This is a genomic window from Kitasatospora sp. NPDC041988 (assembly GCF_055588525.1).
In genome coordinates this window covers 1-16,063 of record NZ_JBVJCO010000028.1, presented here as the reverse complement: position 1 = coordinate 16,063, position 16,063 = coordinate 1, and the positions used below count along the sequence as shown (strand labels likewise).

Below are 16,063 nucleotides of genomic sequence, written 5' to 3'. Positions count from 1 at the left end.
GTCACCCCGCTGCCCGCCCGGACCCGCGGTCTCCGCCCGCCTGTCCCCGAGCCGGCGTCTCCGTCGCCGTCTCCGTCGCCCACGGTGTCGCCCCCGCGAGTCCTTCGCCTACGGTGAGCCCGCCCCGACGGGCCCTGATCGCCTGGGGAGGCCGCGGCCGCCACGGCTGACCGGGCCGGGCCGGGGGCCCATGAATCCCGGTGAATGCACAAGTGACTGCGCCCGTCGGCCAGACCACCCGGTCCGACGAGCGCAGTCACGTCTTGGTGGCGGGCTCGGCCCGCCAGGGCGGCGGGTTTCAGCCCACCTCTCCGCGTCGGGTTCAGCCCACCAGGACCGGCTCCGCCACCGGGGTGGCGGCGGCCGGCGCGGGCCGGAACCAGCGGCGGGCGCCGAACAGCAGCAGCCCTCCCAGCGCGATCCCGCCCACCGAGCAGAGCGCCACCGAGCGCAGCGAGCCCTCCGCGAGGCTGCCGGAGACGGCGTAGCCGAGCGAGTTACCGGTCGCGAACAGCGTCACCAGCCAGGCGAACGCCTCGGTCACGGTGCCGGTCGGCGCCAGCTCGGCGACCAGCACGAACGCGGCCGCCAGCAGCGGCGCCAGCCCGATCCCGGAGAGGAAGGCCAGCCCGGCCATCGCGTACGGCCCGGGGAGCAGTACGAGCGGCAGGTAGCTGGCGGCCATCCCGAGCGCCATCACCCAGGTCCGGGTGGCGGTGGAGCTGCGCCACTGCACCGCGCCGTAGGCGAGCGCGCCGAGCAGGCCGCCGAGCGCGGCCAGGGCCAGCAGCGTCCCCGCGCCGCCGGGCAGCCCGCTGTCGTGGGCCTCGGCGTAGGCGATGAAGAGCACGTTCTGCGCGCCGACCGTCCAGCCGGCGCCGGCCAGGCCGACCAGCAGCAGGACCAGGCCGGGGGAGCGGAGCGGTCCGAGCAGGCCGGCCGAGTGCGCGCGGGGCGGCGCCTGCCAGGCCCGGGCCGGTCCGGCCGTGGCCACGATCAGCGCCCCGGCCAGGCCCAGGCCGGCGGCCACCCAGAGCGCCGCGACCGGACTGAACGCGCCCGCGATGCCGGCCACCGCGAGCGGTCCGGCGACGTAGAGGATCTGCTGCGAGGCGGAGTCGAAGGCGTACGCGGTGTCGAGCTGCTTCTCCTCGACGACGTCCGGCCAGAGCGAGCGCAGGCAGGGTTCGAGCGGCGGCATGGCCAGGCCGGCGATCGCGGCGCCGACCGGTGCGGCCACGGCGGAGCCGGGCGCGAGCGCGAGCAGCGCGTAGCCGCCGCCGGCGACCACGGCGGAGGCGAGCAGTACCCGCGGCTGTCCGGTGCGGTCCACGATCCGCCCCAGCACCGGCCCGCCGACGGCGGCCGAGATCGCGTAGGCGGCGGTGGCCAGCCCGATCCGGCTGTACGGCGCGTCGGCCTCGCGCAGGGCCAGCGCGATCACCAGGGCGGTCATGCCGGCGGGGAGGCGGCCGAGCAGGGTGCCGAACAGGAGGCGGCTGACGTGCGGGGCTCGGAGCAGGGCGAGATAGCCCATGGACGGTTCTCCGGTTCCGGGCAGGGAGGGGCGGGGGGCTGCCATCTAAGTTATACGTATAACCGGCGCGTGGTCAATCGGAGTGATCGGAAGGGCTGATGGGACGTCAGCCTCGTTCGTGTCCGGATTTGATCGGAGCACTGCCGCATCTCAAACAAGTACTTTGAACATCTCAAACCTTTGCTGCTAACGTACCGGCCATGACCACCTCAGGAGCACCTCGGATGCACGGCCTGGGCTCGATGCCCGGTGCCGCCCGCCGGTGCTGCCTGCCGGGTGCTGTGGACAGCCCGCGCCGCTGTCGCGCCATGAGCTGTATGCGGGCGGCACGCCCCTGACCGGGGGTCGATCCCTCACCGTTCGACCCTCGCGCCGTGCCGCCTTCCCGCGCCTCACCCCATCGTCAGCAACGCCCTCCCCCGGAGCCGCACCCCCATGTCCACAGCGCCCGAGGCGACCTCGTCGCCGTCCGTGCTCGCCCGAATCCGCAGGACCCCGTTCTGGGTCCAGATCGTCGCCGGCCTCGTGTTCGGCGTCGGTCTCGGCTACCTGGCCCGCGCGGCCGACATCTCCTGGCTGGCCACCACCCTGGAGACGATCGGCAAGATCTTCGTCCAGCTGCTCAAGCTGGCCGTCCCGCCGCTGGTCTTCACCGCGATCGTGGTCTCCGTCGCCAACCTGCGCAACGTCACCAACGCGGCCCGCCTGGCCGTCCGCACGCTGCTCTGGTTCCTGATCACCTCGCTGATCGCCGTCGCGATCGGCCTGGGCCTGGGCCTGCTGACCAACCCCGGCCAGGGCACCGACCTCAAGACCGACGGCCTCAAGGCACTCGACTCCAAGGGCACCTGGATCGACTTCCTGACCGGGATCTTCCCGACCAACATCGTCGACGCGTTCGCCAAGGTGAACGTCCTGCAGATCGTCTTCCTGGCAGTCGTGGTCGGCGCGGCGATCATCAAGCTCGGCAGCAAGGCCGAGCCGGTCCTCAAGCTCAGCGAGTCCGTGCTGGAGCTGGTCCAGACCGCCCTCTGGTGGGTCATCCGGCTCTCCCCGCTCGGCACCCTCGGCCTGATCGGCAAGTCCGTCGCCAAGTACGGCTGGGACCTGCTGAAGCCCTTCGCCACCCTGACCGCCGACGTCTACATCGGCTGCGCGCTGGTGCTGTTCGTCGTCTACTCGCTGCTGCTGAAGTTCGCCGGCGGCCTCAACCCGCTGAACTTCTACAAGGGCGCCTGGCCCGCCATCCAGCTGGCCTTCGTCTCCCGCTCCTCGGTCGGCACCCTGCCGGTCACCCGCCGCGTCACCGAGCGCCTGGGCGTCCCGAGCGAGTACGCCTCCTTCGCCGTCCCGTTCGGCGCCACCACCAAGATGGACGGCTGCGCCGCGATCTACCCCTCGCTGGCCGCGATCTTCGTCGCCCAGGTCTACGGCATCGACCTCGGCATCAAGGACTACCTGCTGATCGCCTTCGTCTCGGTCATCGGCTCGGCCGCCACCGCCGGTCTGACCGGCGCGATCGTGATGCTGACGCTGACCCTGTCGACCCTGGGCCTGCCCCTGGAGGGCGTCGGCCTGTTGCTCGCCATCGACCCGATCCTCGACATGATGCGCACCGCGACCAACGTCGCCGGCCAGGCGGTCGTGCCGGTCCTGGTCGCGGCCCGCGAGAAGACCCTCGACCTGGTCGCCTACGACAACCCGACGGGCGACCTGCTCGACGGCCCGCCGGTCACCGTCCCGGCGCAGGCCGCCGGCAAGGAGGCCGTCGCCGCCTGACGCCCGTACACCCGAAGCCCGCCCCCGCACCGGACGACCGGCGCGGGGGCGGGCTTCGGCGCGTGTGGGGCCGGTTCGGCGCGTCATGAAGTCGGACGCGAAGTCGAGGGCGAGGAGAGCGAAAACGGGTTGCCGGGGCGGCTGCGCCGCCCGCAGAGTCTTCCCATGACGATGACCTCCGCCGCCCTGCCGCTGACCGCCTCCGCCCGACCGGCGCGGGTCCAGCAGCAGCCCGGCCGCCCGTGGAGGCCCGTCGCCGCTCGCCCGTGACCGCCGCCCTGGTCGCGGGGCTGCTCGCCGGGTACGGCATCGCCGTGCCGGTGGGGGCGGTCTCGGTGTACCTGGTGGACGTCGCCGCCCGGACGTCCCTGCGGATCGGCGCGTGCGCGGCGCTCGGCGTCGCGACCGCCGACGGGCTCTACGCACTGGTCGCCGCCCTCGGGGGCTCCGCGCTGGCCGAGGTCGTCGAGCCGGTCGTACTGCCGTTGAGGTGGGTCTCGGCCCTGGTGCTCGTCGCGCTGGCGGCCCGCGGCGGTGCCACGGCGATCGGCCGGTACCGCAGGCGGCAGGCGGTGGCCCGCAGTGCCGAGGGTGCCGCGGGCGCGGGGCAGGCCTTCCTGAGGCTGCTCGGGATCACGATGCTGAACCCCGTCACGGTGATCTACTTCGCGGCACTCGTGCTCGGAGGCCGGACGGCGGCCGCTCCGGACCGGCTGGAACAGGCCGCGTTCGTCCTCGGCGCCTTCGCGGCGTCCGCCAGCTGGCAGCTGGCGTTGGCCGGCGGCGGCACGCTGCTCGGCCGGGTCCTGACCGGCCGGCGGGGGCGGCTCGCGACCGCGCTGGCCTCCAGCGTCGTGATCACCGTCCTCGCCGTCCACCTGCTCGTCGCGACGACCTGAACCGTGACGGGTGTCCTCGGAGTGGGTCTCCCCCATGTCGACACCGACCGATCCGACGATCCGCGCGTCGGGGTGGCGTCGGTGCAGGGCCTCGGTCTCCTCCAGCAGGGGGCACGTGTTCCCGTTGTCGGCGAGGGGCAGTTCTTCGAGGACGCGGTCGACGGTGTCGAAGGTCTCGGCGAACCGGCGGGCCCGGACCTGATCGTGCGGAGCGAGGTCCTTGATCGTGGTGAGGGCACTGGGCCCGTTCGCCGTGTCGAAGACGGGCGACCCCGCGACGGCGTCCCGCTCAGGGCTGCGCGGCCCGCGGGTGCGGTGCGGTGCTGCACCGGTCGGGAGCGGTGGGGCGGGGGTTGAGGCGGGTGGGGTGCCAGGTGGTGTTGCGGCCGGCGGCTTCGCGGTAGGCGATGCGCTGGACGGCGGTGAGGAGGCGGTAGAGGTCGAGGGCGGCGTCGGAGTGGTCGGCCTGGAAGCCGAGGTCGTGGACGAAGGCTTCGAGCTGGGGCCAGTCGAGGTCGTCGGGGAGGGCGGGGGTGACGGCGTCGCCGGTGTGGGTGTTGAAGGCGGCGGCGACGGCGTAGTGGGTGGCGGCGAGGGCGTTGGCGAGGAGGGGGTCGGGGACGGGGTCGGGCATGGGTGACCTTCGGGGTGGGGGCGGCTGGGGCGGCAGCCGCCGTGGCCGGCTGAACTGATCAACGGGGTGTGCGGCGGGTGGGTTCGTCCTCGTCGGGCCGGTTCACCTTGAGGGCGGTGATGACGCCCAGGACCACGGTGGTGATCGCGAGCGCGAGGAGGAGCGCGAAGGCGCTGCCGATCAGGAAGTCGGCGGCCCCGGCCCTCATCGGTGCACCTGGAGGATCCGGTGGCCGAGGCGGGCGGCGAGGCCGTGGAGGAGTTCCTCGGCCTGGTCGCGGGTGAGGGGGAAGGCGAGCTGTTCGCCGGGGCCGGCGTGGACGTCGAGGTCGACGGCGACGCGGAGTTGGAGGGCGGCGTCGGGGACGTGCTCGACGGTGAGGTAGGCGGCGGTGGTGCGCTCGGTGTGGACGGCGGCGGTCGCCATCGGGATCACGACTCCCACGGCTCACCTCGCTCGGTGGCGCGGAGAAGGCGGCGGAGGCCGAGGGCGGCGACGACGGGGGTGCGGCGGTCGTGGCTCACGCGGCGGAGTCCAGTTCGAACCAGACGCACTTGCCGCCGTGCTTGCGGGGGTTGGTGCCGAAGCGGTGGGTGAGCGAGCGGACCAGGTGGAGGCCCCGGCCGGAGAGCTCGTAGGGGTCGGCGGAGCGCCGGGGCTCGGGCAGGTGGGGACTGTCGTCGGCGACGGACACCCGGAGGGAGCGGTCCGCGAGGAGGACCACGACGACGGTGGGCGCGGGGCTGCCCCCGTGCTTCCACGCGTTGACGAACAGCTCGTGCAGGGCGAGTTCGGCGTCGGCGACGAGGCCGTCCGGCCAGCCGGCGGTGGAGAGGACGTCGCGCAGCTCCTCGCGGGCGGCGGACCAGTCGGGCGGGTTGAAGGCACACATGGGGAACCTCCGTGAGGGGGTGTGGTGGGTTCGTCGATCACGGGGGACGTCGCCGTGAGCCAGGCCAGAACAGGGCTGGTTGATGCCGCGCGTGGCTGCTCTGCGGTGCGAGGGCAACAGGCGCCTACTGCCCTGGAAACAGGCATTACTGACGATCCGTCGGATCGACTGGTGAGACCATATCCCACCGCCATGAGAAATTTTCCATGGATCCGAGATTTTCCCCCTATCGTGGCGGCGGCAGCCCGGATGGACCGGCATCCGACCGGCGCGGCAGACTGGGATCACCCTGCCTCGGAAGGAACCCATGGCTCGACCCAACCCAACGATCCGTCAGCGCCGACTGGGTGCAGAGCTTCGAAGGATGCGAGAGCAAGCCGGCTTCGGTGGAAGTCAGCTCGGTCGCATGGTCGGGATGAACCCGGCCCAGGTGACTCAGATGGAATCGGGGAAGATCGGCATCAGCGTGGAGCGCCTGCGTACGATCGCGGCGGCGTGCATGTGTGTCAATGAGCCCTTGATCGATGCTCTCGCCGACATCATCACGGACCGGGGGAAGGCCGGCTGGTGGGAGGAGTACCGAGAAACCCTGGCAACGGACTTCCTTGATGTCGCCGAGCTTGAAGGCCATGCGCGGAGGCTCTCCACGTACACGACCACCTTCGTTCCTGGGCTGCTCCAGACCGGCGCCTACGCCTCTACACTGTTCGCCCAGGCTTACCCGCCGCTGCTTCGCCACGAGGTCGACCTCAGAACTGCTTTCCGCATGCAACGACAGCGTGTGGTTCGATCTGGAGTAACGCCGTACTCCGCCTTCATCCATGAGGCGGCCCTGCGCATGCAGTTCAGTGGGCCGGCGGTTCACGCCGAGCAACTCGACGCACTCATTGCGGACTCCGAACAACCCGGTATCTCAGTTCGAGTGGTGCCTTTCAGTACTGGTGCGGTACCGAGCCCCAGCGAGAACTTCACCTATGCGGAGGGGCCGATCACCGAGCTGGACGCTGCGCAGATGGACACTGGTCATGGCGGCAAGCTTTTCGACGCCCCAGCCCACCTCGCAAGGTTCAGAGCCCTCCTTGCCCGGATGGACTCGACCGCTCTGTCCGAAGAGGAGTCACGAGACCTCATCCGGTCCATCAAGGAAGAAACGGAAAGCAAGCATGCCTAGCTCCGCCTGGCAGAAGTCCACTTATTCCGCCGCAAGCGACAACTGCGTCGAGGTGCGCACCGTTGACGGACAGATCGAGATCCGGGAGTCCGACGACGGCGACGTGATCGTCCGTACGACCCCCGTCAAGTTCGCCAAGTTCGTCCAGGGGGTCATGGCTGGTGAGTTCGACCACCTCACCGGCGATCCCGCCGCATAACCAGTCGGCCCTCGCTCTGACTTGAGCGAGGGCCGAGTCTCGGGGCGGTAGGCATCGAACGCCCCGATCCTCAGCTCGACCAGCGTTCGCCGGTCGCGGCCGTCCGGTCGCGCAGGTCGGTGGGCAGGTGGTGCCACGTCTCGGGACCGACCACGAACCTGACTCTGCGGCAGCTCGCGCCGCTCTTCGGGGTGTCCAAGTCGGCGGCCGGCCGAATCATCGAGCACATCGGCCCGCTCCTGGCGATCAAGCCCCGGCGCCGGTTCCGCAAGGACACCGTACTGATCGTCGACGGCACCCTGGTCCCCACCCGCGACCACACCATCGCCGAGCAGTCCAAGAACTACAGGTACTCCACCAACCACCAGGTGGTCATGGACGCCCACTCCCAGCTGGTGGTGGCGGTCGGCAGACCTCTGCCCGGCAACCGGAACGACTGCAAGGCATGGGAAGAGTCCGGCGCCAAGGCGGCCGTCGGCCGAACCACCACGATCGCCGACGGCGGCTACCCGGGGACCGGTGCGTCGGCTGCACACCACGCTCACCCGGACGGCCACCGCAGGCCCCTGAGGTCCCTCGGCGACCAGCCGTGCTGCTCCGGCAACTTGGGAGCGCCGGAGCAGCACAGCCAAGGGCTGTCCCTTAAAAGGTCTTCACGTCAGAAGCAGTGTTTTACTGCTGTGTGCTCTGCTCGTCTTCTGGCCGAGGACGAGGTTGTGCAGGCGGGCGATTCCGCTGATCGGGTGATGGACGCCGTCGCCCTCGGCACCATCGCCGGTTCCCGGAGCAGCGCGCCGCGTACGACCTCGGGACGGCGGATGAGCAGGTCGAGGGCGGAGATCACACCGTAGTTGTCGCTGTCCACCGCGGCGGGGGCGAGTCCGAGCGCGGAGAGGAGCCCCGGCCCGTCGTCGGCCTGCTCGGTGACCGAGGTCTTCTCCCGGCCGGGCGGGCGGGGGTGCGGGAGTGGCTCCGCCGGTCGTGGGCGAGCACGGTGAACTCGTCGGCGAGCAGCTCCGCGACGCGCTCGAAGTGGCCGGCGTCGGCGCCCGCAGGAGCAGCCGCCGACGCCGGGTACTACGTCCGCCCACTGGGTCGGTTCAGCGGAGTCAGCTCGCCGTCAGCGGGATCAGCTTGGGGCAGTTCTCGGTCCAGAGCCAGGACTGCCGGGCGGCGCTGTTGGCGGTGTCGTTGAGGAGCCCGAGGTCGTACCAGACCATCGAGTAGAGCTTGTACCCGGTGACGCCGTCGAACACGCCGGTCTGCGGCAGCACGTTCGTGCCGTTGAAGAGCGGAGCGCCCTGGAGCTTGGACACGGCGGCGGCGGTGGCCTGGTCGTAGGTACCGCTCACGGTGAGACCGGCGCGGATCTCAAGGTTCAGGCCCTTCTGGATGCAGGTGACCGCGGGGCCGGTGTCACCCAGCTGGACCGTGGTGGGCGCGGTGGCCGCGTTGGCCGCACCGCCGGTCAGGCCGAGGACGGTGCCCGCGCCGAGGGTGAGGGCGGCGGCGCGGAGAGGCCAGGTCTTACGCACGGATTTTCCTCCTGAGAATGGATAGCGGACGTTGTGCCCCGCCCCGGCATTCCACGGCGTACGCACGGCATGAAATGCCGGGTTCGCGGAGCGGTACAAGGAGCCGTCAGTTCCGGTTTCAGCCGGTGCGCGGGATCAGGCTGCCGCAGCCCTCGGTGGAGAGCCAGGCCTTCTCGGCAGTGCTGTTCGCGGGAGTGTTGATGAGCATGAAGTCGTACCAGACCCACCAGTAGAGCTTTTCTCCGGTGACGGTGTCGACCACGCCGGTCTGCGGTGTCGGGGGGATGCGGTACACGCTGATGCCCTGGAAGGTGTACACGGCCTTGGCGGTGTTCTGGTCGTACGTGCCGTTCACCGGGAGGCCGGCGTTCAGCGCGAAGTTCAGGCCCTTCTGGATGCAGGTGACCGCGGGGCCGGTGTCGCCCAGCTGGACAGTGGTGGGCGCGGTGGCCGCGTTGGCGGCACCGCCGGTCAGGCCGAGGACGGTGCCCGCGCCGAGGGTGAGGGCGGCGGCGCGGAGAGGCCAGGTCTTACGCACGGATTTTCCTCCTGGGATTGGGGGAATGACGCTTCATGTCTGTGCTCTGGGTCGGGCCCGACCGCCGTTCGATCCTCGCCCGGTTGACGAACGGTTAGAAGTGCTTCCGGCTTCGTTTGGCCGCAAGTTGACAAATCACGGTGTGCGGCAGCTGGAACCGTCATTTCGATGGTTCGGTCGATCACCGGACATCGATCCCCCTCGACGAATTCCTGCGTCGGGTCACGGCCACCGCGGAGGACGGCAGGCCGGGCCGCTGGGTCGACGACTTCCGCCCCGCCTGCGGCCGGGTGGGCGTCCGGTTCCGGGAGGAGCGGCAGGCCGACTCCGAATAGTGACCCCGAAGCATCCGGCTCACCCGGGCAGGGGCCCGGCGGGCCCGGAAGGCTCCCGGAGCCGTCCGGCGGATCACGGTCGTGGCGGAGGCTGCCGCCGTCACACGGGTGAGGTATCCGGGGCCACGTCCGCGCCGCACGGTTCGGCCCGGGCGGCGCGCAGGGCGTCGACCTCGCGTTCGACGCGGAACCGTGGATCGAGGTGCAGGTCGTCGAGGTGGACGGGCAGCACGCGCCGGCCGGTCGGCGTACGCGATCACGGTCGGCATCGACTCCCCGTCGCGGCGCTCGTGGGGACGAGCGCGGGGGACGAGCGCGTGGGAGCAAAAGGCAGGGGGCCCGCCGACTCGGGTGGGCCCCCTTGGGTACTGCTCTTGTGCTCATGGTGACGGCCCGGGCCGTCTACGGACCCGAAGGGGTCCCGAGCGATCAGGTCATCAGAGGATGATCAGATAGCGGTGACGTTCTCCGCCTGCGGGCCCTTCGGACCCTGGGTGACGTCGAAGCTGACCGCCTGGTTCTCCTCCAGCGAGCGGAAACCGTTCGCGTTGATGGCGGAGTAGTGGACGAAGACGTCGGGGCCGCCGCCCTCCTGGGCGATGAAGCCGAAGCCCTTCTCAGCGTTGAACCACTTGACGGTTCCCTGAGCCATGCCGTTCTCCTTGCGAGGGACGTATTGGGGGCCACACCGTGTGGCACCCGGTCCGCTGCGCTGATCGCCCTGCCTCCGGACGGGTCCGGAGTTTTTCGATATTGCTGAAAAACTACGAAAAGCCTGCGGTTACATGCTCCGCAGGCTTCAAGTACTGCAAGGGGAATCAAACTGCAACTGAGGGCAACGCTAGCATGCGGTCGCTGTGACGACCAGGGGTCACTTGCGGGCCGGACAGGGCGTGTCGTAAGGCCGGTGCGAGCCCTCCGGATGAGCAGGCATACGCTGCGGGGAGGCACGAACAGCAAGGGAGCGGGCAGTGGCGGTACCGGATGCGGAAACGCGGGAGCCCTCGGAGAACACGCCGGTCAGGCCGCGGGTCGGGCATATTCAGTTCCTGAACTGCGTCCCCCTGTACTGGGGCCTGGCCAGGACCGGCAACCTTCTCGATCTCGATCTCACCAAGGACACCCCGGAGAAACTGAGCGACCAGCTGGTCGACGGCTCCCTCGACATCGGTCCGATCACCTGCGTGGAGTACCTGCGGCACGCGGACGAACTGCTCGTCCTGCCCGACATCGCGGTCGGCAGCGACGGCCCCGTGATGTCCTGCGTGATCGTCAGCAAGCTGCCGCTGGCCGAGCTGGACGGCCGCAAGGTCGCCCTCGGCTCCACCAGCCGGACCTCGGTGCGGCTGGCCCGGCTGCTGCTGGAGGAGCGCGAGGGGGTGCAGCCGGAGTACTACAGCTGCCCGCCCGACCTGGACGCGATGCTCGCCGAGGCCGACGCCGCCGTCCTCATCGGCGACCCGGCGCTTCGCGCCTACCTGGGCCAGGCGGCCGCGCAGGGGCTCGCGGTGCACGACCTCGGCGAGATGTGGAAGGAGTGGACCGGGCTGCCCTTCGTCTTCGCCGTCTGGGCCGCCCGCCGCGACTTCGCCGAGCACAGCCCCGAGCTGACGGCGGCGGTCCACCGGGCCTTCCTGGAGTCCCGCGACCTCTCGCTGGTGGAGGCCCGCGAGGTGGCCGAGCACGCCGCCCGCTGGGAGGCGTTCGACGCCGGGGTGCTGGAGCGTTACTTCAGCGAGGCGCTCGACTTCTCGCTCGGCGAGCGGCAGCTGGCCGGCGTGGCCGAGTTCGCCCGCCGGGTCGCCCGCGACAGCGGCTTCGCGCCGGACGTCGAGGTCCGCCTGCTGGAGTCGGTGCCCGCGGTGGTCTGACCGCGGAGGTGCCACGGGATCTGGCACTTCAGGGCCTTGCCGCCCGGTAGCGTCTGCACGCGACGTGGCCGGTGGAACCACCGAGGCCGGGCGGGCGAGGGGAGCGTGCGGGATGCAGGCACTGGGGGCGGACGACCCGCGCCAGGTGGGCGGGTACCGGTTGTTGCGTCGGCTCGGCGCGGGCGGGATGGGCCGGGTCTACCTGGGCCGGACGGCCGGCGGACGCACGGTGGCCGTCAAGCTGGTCCGCGGCGAGCTGGCCGAGGACGCCGAGTTCCGCGCGCGCTTCCGTCAGGAGGTCGCCGCGGCCCGGCGGGTCGGCGGCTCCTGGACGGCGCCCGTGCTGGACGCGGACACCGAGGGCGAACACCCCTGGGTGGCCACCGGCTACGTGGCCGGGCCCGCGCTCGGCGCCGCCGTACGGGAGTTCGGGCCGCTGCCCGAGCCGGCCGTGCGGACCTTGGGCGTCGGCCTGGCCGAGGCGCTCGCCCATGTGCACGGGCTCGGCCTGGTGCACCGGGACGTCAAGCCGTCCAATGTGTTGCTGACCCTGGACGGGCCGCGGCTGATCGATTTCGGCATCGCCCGTGCGCTGGACGCGACCAGCGGGTTCACCCAGTCCGGGTACGTGGTCGGCTCGCCCGGCTTCATGTCGCCCGAGCAGGCGAACGGCCTGCCCGCCGGGCCGCCGAGCGACGTCTTCTCACTCGGCGCCGTGCTCGCCTTCGCGGCCACCGGAACGCAGCCGTTCGGGGAGGGCGTGAGCGTCGCGGTCCTGCTCTACCGGGTGCTGCACGAGGAGCCGGACCTCTCCGGGCTGGACGGGCCGCTGCGGGCGGTTGTGCTCGACTGCCTGGCCAAGGACCCGACCGCCCGTCCGACGCCCGAGCAACTGCGGGAGCGGCTGGACGCCGACGGCGCCGCCACCGTCCGGCTCGGCCGGGGCGGGTGGCTGCCGCCCGCGCTGGCGGCGGAGGTCGGGCGCAGCGCCGTCCGGCTGCTGGACCTGGAGGGGGAGGGGGATCCCGCGGCCGGGCCGGATCCCGGGGCCGTGTCGGGGCCGGCGGGTGCTCCGGCGGATGCCTCGCCGTTGCGGAGCCCCGCGGTCGGTGCCGGCGTGCCGGTGGACGCCCCGCCGGTGTGGACACCGACGGCCGGCACCGGCGTGCCGAGCGGGCACGGGGTGAGGCCGACCTGGGAGCCGGGGTCCTCGCCCGGGCGGGTGCTGGCTCGGGAACAGGACCGGCGGATGCGCTGGCCGGTCGCGGTCGCGGGGGTGACGGCGGCCGTGCTGGCGTTCGCGGCCTTCACGTTCGGGTTCCTCCGGTGGACGGAGAGCCCGGACTCGACGAGCACGTCCCCTTCCCCTTCGACGTCCACCAGCACGGGCGGCGTCACTCAGCCGCCGCCCGAGACCAGGACGGACGCGCCCTCAGGCTCGGCGCCCGCCACCATCCCGACCTCTGCCGCCGCGTCCACCACCGCCCCGTCCGCCGGTCCCGGCGTCGTGCCGGCGCGCTTCCTCGGTACCTGGAGCGGGGAGATGACCACCGAGAAGGGGCTGCCCGCCGGCACCACCACACTGGTGATCGGCCAGGCCGCGGTCGGGCAGGAGAACACCACCAGCCGCAACGGCACCACCGGCCCGCTCTCCATCACCTGCGACGGGGCCTGGAGGCTCGACTCGGCGTCGCCGGAGAAGCTGGTGTTCACCTCCCGGCTGGTCCGCTCCTCGTTCCCCGGCGCGTGCAGCGGCGGCTCCAACTCGGAGACGCTCACCCTGCAGAAGGACGGCACGATCCGCTTCACCTCCGCCGATCCGCTGGCCGGGAACCCGTCCGGGACGATGCGGAGGGCGGGTTGAGCGGAGCGACTGAGCAAAACGACTGAGCAAAACGACTGAGTACGGCGGCTGGGCAGAGCGGCCGGCCACAGTGGGCTGACGCGGAGACAGGAACAGCCTCGGCTCCGCTCGCGGCGGTCCTGTGGTGATCTGACGACTTTTCCGTGACCTGATCCCGTCCCGCAGGCGGGTCCGGGCCGATAGCGTCTGCTTCGGGCGCGAGGCGCGGACGGCGCGCCGGGCTTGGCGAGGGGAGCGTGGGGCATGCAGCCGCTGGCAGCGGACGATCCGCGGCAGGTGGGCGCGTACCGGTTGCTGCGGCAGCTCGGCGCGGGCGGGATGGGCCGGGTCTACCTGGGCCGGACCACAGGCGGGCGGACCGTGGCCGTCAAGGTGGTCCGCCGAGACCTGGCCGGAGACGCCGAGTTCCGCGCGCGCTTCCGTCAGGAGGTCGCGGCGGCCCGGCGGGTCGGCGGCTCCTGGACGGCGCCCGTGCTGGACGCGGACACCGAGGGCGAACACCCCTGGGTGGCCACCGGCTACGTGGCCGGGCCCGCGCTCACCTCCGCCGTACGGGAGTTCGGGCCGTTGCCCGAGCCGGCCGTGCGAACCCTGGGGGTCGGTCTCGCCGAGGCGCTCGCCCATGTGCACGGGCTCGGCCTGGTGCACCGGGACGTCAAGCCGTCGAACGTGCTGCTCACGCTGGACGGGCCGCGGCTGATCGACTTCGGCATCGCCCGCGCGCTGGACGCGACCAGCGCGCTCACCCAGTCCGGGCACGTGGTCGGCTCACCCGGCTTCATGTCGCCCGAGCAGGCGAACGGCCTGCCCGCCGGACCGGCGAGCGACGTCTTCTCGCTCGGCGCGGTGCTCGCGTACGCGGCGACGGGCACCATGCCGTTCGGCTCCGGGGTGAGCGTCGCCGTCCTCCTCTACCGGGTGCTGCACGAGGAGCCGGACCTCTCGGGGCTGTTCGGGGCGCTGAACTCCATCGTCCGTGACTGCCTGGCCAAGGACCCGGCCGCCCGTCCGACGCCCGAACAGGTGAGGGCGCGGCTGGACGACGACGGCGGGACCATCACCCGGCTGGGGCACAGGGACTGGCTGCCACCGGCCCTGTCGGCGGCGGTCGGGCGCAGTGCCGTGCAGGTGCTGGACCTGGAGGGGCTGCGCGAGGAGGGGGAGGAGGACGCCGCGGGGAACGGGGCCGCCGCGGCGGCGGCCGCAAGCGCGTCCGCGACGGTGCCGATGCCCCCGACGGTTCCTCCCACCGTGTCCGCGACCGTGCCTCCCGCTGCGCCCGCTGCGCCGCCGGCCGCCCCCGCGACGTCGCCGCCAGCGCCCGTGGCGGCGGCCCCCGCCGAGGGGCGGACGGTCGTCGAGGCGGCCAGGGCCGCGAGGACCGCCGAGGCGGCCAGGGCGGCGAGAGCTGCGGAGGCCGTACCGGCCGGCGGCGGCGCGCCCGGCCACCTCGGGCAACCCGGGTTCGGGCCGCCGGTGCCACCGGGATTCGGCCCGCCGGCCCCTGGACCCTACGTGCCGACCCCGACCCCTGCCCCGGGCCCGGCCCCGCAGCCGTCGATGGCGATCACGACGCCGGGCTACGGGCCGTACCCGCAGCCGCGGCGTCGCCGACGGGGGTTCGGCGCGCTGGCGGCCGTGCTGGCCGTCGTGCTGCTGGCGGGCGGCGGGTACCTGCTGGTCCAGAAGCTGGGGAAGGACGACCGCGGGACCGGCGGTTCCGCTGCCGGGCCGAGCTCGGCGAAGAGCGCTCCGGCCGGGGGCAAGGCGGCGCCCACTGCCCCGGCTTCGGACAGTCCCGAGCCGACCGACGACGGTTCCGATCCGGCCGGCGAGAGCACCGCGCCCGGCGCGTCCCCCACGGATCCGGGGCCCGGCGTCATCCCCGCGAAGTTCCTCGGGACCTGGGTCGGTGAGCGCCAGACCGCCAACGGGGACGTCGTCACCGTCACCCTCACCCTCGTCCAGTCGGCGCAGAGCGAGGAGAAGAGCAAGGTCCGCGGTGTCACGGCGAAGACCGGAGTCTGGTGCGAGGGCGCGCTGACGCTCAGCGACGCCACCGAGAGCCACGTCAGCTACGCGTCCCGGATCACCGGCTCCACGCCCGGCGAGCGGTGCACCGACGGGTCCATCTACCGCCTGGTCACGATGCAGACGGACGGCACGCTCCACTACGGCGACGCCACCAAGCCGGAGCAGTTCACCGTGTTGCGGAAAAAGGGCTGACCCGAGCGGTGCAGCGGGCTGACGCGGCGGCCGTAGTGCCCTGGCGTAGGCTGGTTCGGCCGTATCCGGAAGCCTCCGGAAGCGCTGGAACACGCAGCAGTACCCGAGAGAGAGAAGGCCGCCAGGTGTCCGAGCTCGCAGCGACCACCCTCGATGAGCCCAGCACCGACCTGCAGGCCGTGCTCGACCGGGCCGCCGGCGGGGGGCGGATCACCCCGGAGGAGGCGCTGGAGCTGTACCGTTCGGCGCCGCTGCACGCGTTGGGTTCGGCGGCCGATGCGGTGCGTCGGCGTCGCTACGCCGGTACCGAGCACATCGCGACGTACATCATCGAGCGGAACATCAACTACACGAACGTCTGTGTGACGGCGTGCAAGTTCTGCGCGTTCTACGTGGCGCCGAAGAGTGACAAGGGCTGGTCCCGCGACCTCGACGAGATCCTGCGCCGTTGCGCGGAGACGGTGGAGCTGGGCGGCACCCAGGTCATGTTCCAGGGCGGGCACCACCCGGACTACGGCGTGGAGTACTACGAGCGGGCGTTCTCGGCGATCAAGGCGGACTTCCCGCAGCTGGTGATCCACTC

General features: G+C 72.0%; 17 protein-coding genes and 2 pseudogenes. 9 read left to right on the top strand and 10 right to left on the bottom strand.

Annotated elements, in window-relative coordinates; translation table 11 throughout:
- Positions 1–322: 322 nt before the first annotated feature.
- Entirely contained in the window at positions 323–1,537 is a 1,215-nt protein-coding gene (locus tag ACZ6NC_RS25930) for an MFS transporter (protein ID WP_465736163.1), read from the bottom strand.
- Positions 1,538–1,972: 435 nt separating this feature from the next.
- On the opposite strand from ACZ6NC_RS25930, the gene ACZ6NC_RS25925 reads away from it, so the two are divergent.
- Both ACZ6NC_RS25925 and ACZ6NC_RS25920 read left to right on the top strand, forming a co-directional pair.
- Positions 1,973–3,316 carry a dicarboxylate/amino acid:cation symporter gene (locus tag ACZ6NC_RS25925; protein ID WP_465736162.1) on the top strand — a complete coding sequence of 448 codons (1,344 nt, stop codon included), beginning with the start codon at positions 1,973–1,975 and terminating at the stop codon, positions 3,314–3,316.
- 266 nt (positions 3,317–3,582) lie between these two features.
- Complete coding sequence (locus ACZ6NC_RS25920) at positions 3,583–4,215, top strand: LysE/ArgO family amino acid transporter (RefSeq protein ID WP_465736161.1); 633 nt, start codon at positions 3,583–3,585, stop codon at positions 4,213–4,215.
- 30 nt (positions 4,216–4,245) lie between these two features.
- Here the strand turns inward: ACZ6NC_RS25920 and ACZ6NC_RS25915 are convergent.
- The 5 genes and pseudogenes from ACZ6NC_RS25915 to ACZ6NC_RS25895 form a co-directional block, all read right to left on the bottom strand.
- Positions 4,246–4,440, bottom strand: a pseudogene (locus tag ACZ6NC_RS25915) (DUF6333 family protein); the annotation flags it as partial.
- 64 nt (positions 4,441–4,504) lie between these two features.
- Positions 4,505–4,849: a hypothetical protein gene (locus tag ACZ6NC_RS25910; protein WP_465736160.1), complete on the bottom strand. Its 345-nt coding sequence runs from the start codon at positions 4,847–4,849 to the stop codon at positions 4,505–4,507.
- A 58-nt stretch (positions 4,850–4,907) separates the two neighbouring features.
- Positions 4,908–5,057 carry a hypothetical protein gene (locus ACZ6NC_RS25905; protein WP_465736159.1) on the bottom strand — a complete coding sequence of 50 codons (150 nt, stop codon included), beginning with the start codon at positions 5,055–5,057 and terminating at the stop codon, positions 4,908–4,910.
- Positions 5,054–5,293: a hypothetical protein gene (locus ACZ6NC_RS25900; protein WP_465736158.1), complete on the bottom strand. Its 240-nt coding sequence runs from the start codon at positions 5,291–5,293 to the stop codon at positions 5,054–5,056. The genes ACZ6NC_RS25905 and ACZ6NC_RS25900 overlap by 4 nt, the downstream gene beginning before the upstream one ends.
- A 76-nt stretch (positions 5,294–5,369) precedes the next feature.
- Entirely contained in the window at positions 5,370–5,741 is a 372-nt protein-coding gene (locus ACZ6NC_RS25895) for an ATP-binding protein (RefSeq protein ID WP_465736157.1), read from the bottom strand.
- A gap of 307 nt (positions 5,742–6,048) precedes the next feature.
- Here ACZ6NC_RS25895 and ACZ6NC_RS25890 point away from each other — a divergent pair, with 307 nt between their 5' ends.
- The 3 genes and pseudogenes from ACZ6NC_RS25890 to ACZ6NC_RS25880 all read left to right on the top strand — a co-directional run.
- Entirely contained in the window at positions 6,049–6,912 is an 864-nt protein-coding gene (locus ACZ6NC_RS25890; protein ID WP_465736156.1) for a helix-turn-helix domain-containing protein, read from the top strand.
- Positions 6,905–7,111, top strand: a complete 207-nt coding sequence (locus tag ACZ6NC_RS25885) for a DUF397 domain-containing protein (RefSeq protein ID WP_465736155.1) — start codon at positions 6,905–6,907, stop codon at positions 7,109–7,111. Before ACZ6NC_RS25890 ends, ACZ6NC_RS25885 begins: the two co-directional genes overlap by 8 nt.
- Positions 7,112–7,263: 152 nt before the next feature.
- Positions 7,264–7,647, top strand: a pseudogene (locus tag ACZ6NC_RS25880) (transposase); the annotation flags it as partial.
- Between the two features lie 573 nt (positions 7,648–8,220).
- Here the strand turns inward: ACZ6NC_RS25880 and ACZ6NC_RS25875 are convergent.
- The 4 genes from ACZ6NC_RS25875 to ACZ6NC_RS25860 form a co-directional block, all read right to left on the bottom strand.
- Complete coding sequence (locus ACZ6NC_RS25875) at positions 8,221–8,646, bottom strand: peptidoglycan-binding domain-containing protein (RefSeq protein WP_465736154.1); 426 nt, start codon at positions 8,644–8,646, stop codon at positions 8,221–8,223.
- Positions 8,647–8,764: 118 nt separating this feature from the next.
- On the bottom strand, positions 8,765–9,184 hold the full coding sequence (locus ACZ6NC_RS25870) for a peptidoglycan-binding domain-containing protein (protein WP_465736153.1): 420 nt from the start codon (positions 9,182–9,184) through the stop codon (positions 8,765–8,767).
- A gap of 435 nt (positions 9,185–9,619) precedes the next feature.
- The gene (locus ACZ6NC_RS25865) at positions 9,620–9,751 is read right to left on the bottom strand and encodes a hypothetical protein (RefSeq protein ID WP_465736152.1); all 132 of its coding nucleotides are present in this window, start codon (positions 9,749–9,751) and stop codon (positions 9,620–9,622) included.
- A gap of 216 nt (positions 9,752–9,967) precedes the next feature.
- Complete coding sequence (locus tag ACZ6NC_RS25860; RefSeq protein WP_057227626.1) at positions 9,968–10,171, bottom strand: cold-shock protein; 204 nt, start codon at positions 10,169–10,171, stop codon at positions 9,968–9,970.
- 319 nt (positions 10,172–10,490) lie between these two features.
- Between ACZ6NC_RS25860 and ACZ6NC_RS25855 the strand changes: the two genes are divergently transcribed.
- The 4 genes from ACZ6NC_RS25855 to ACZ6NC_RS25840 all read left to right on the top strand — a co-directional run.
- Positions 10,491–11,390: a menaquinone biosynthetic enzyme MqnA/MqnD family protein gene (locus tag ACZ6NC_RS25855; protein WP_465736151.1), complete on the top strand. Its 900-nt coding sequence runs from the start codon at positions 10,491–10,493 to the stop codon at positions 11,388–11,390.
- Positions 11,391–11,502: 112 nt separating this feature from the next.
- Positions 11,503–13,254, top strand: a complete 1,752-nt coding sequence (locus tag ACZ6NC_RS25850; RefSeq protein ID WP_465736150.1) for a serine/threonine-protein kinase — start codon at positions 11,503–11,505, stop codon at positions 13,252–13,254.
- A gap of 243 nt (positions 13,255–13,497) precedes the next feature.
- Entirely contained in the window at positions 13,498–15,480 is a 1,983-nt protein-coding gene (locus ACZ6NC_RS25845) for a serine/threonine-protein kinase (RefSeq protein ID WP_465736149.1), read from the top strand.
- Positions 15,481–15,605: 125 nt separating this feature from the next.
- Positions 15,606–16,063 (top strand): radical SAM protein (locus ACZ6NC_RS25840; RefSeq protein ID WP_465736148.1); only part of this gene is annotated, 458 nt, incomplete at its 3' end.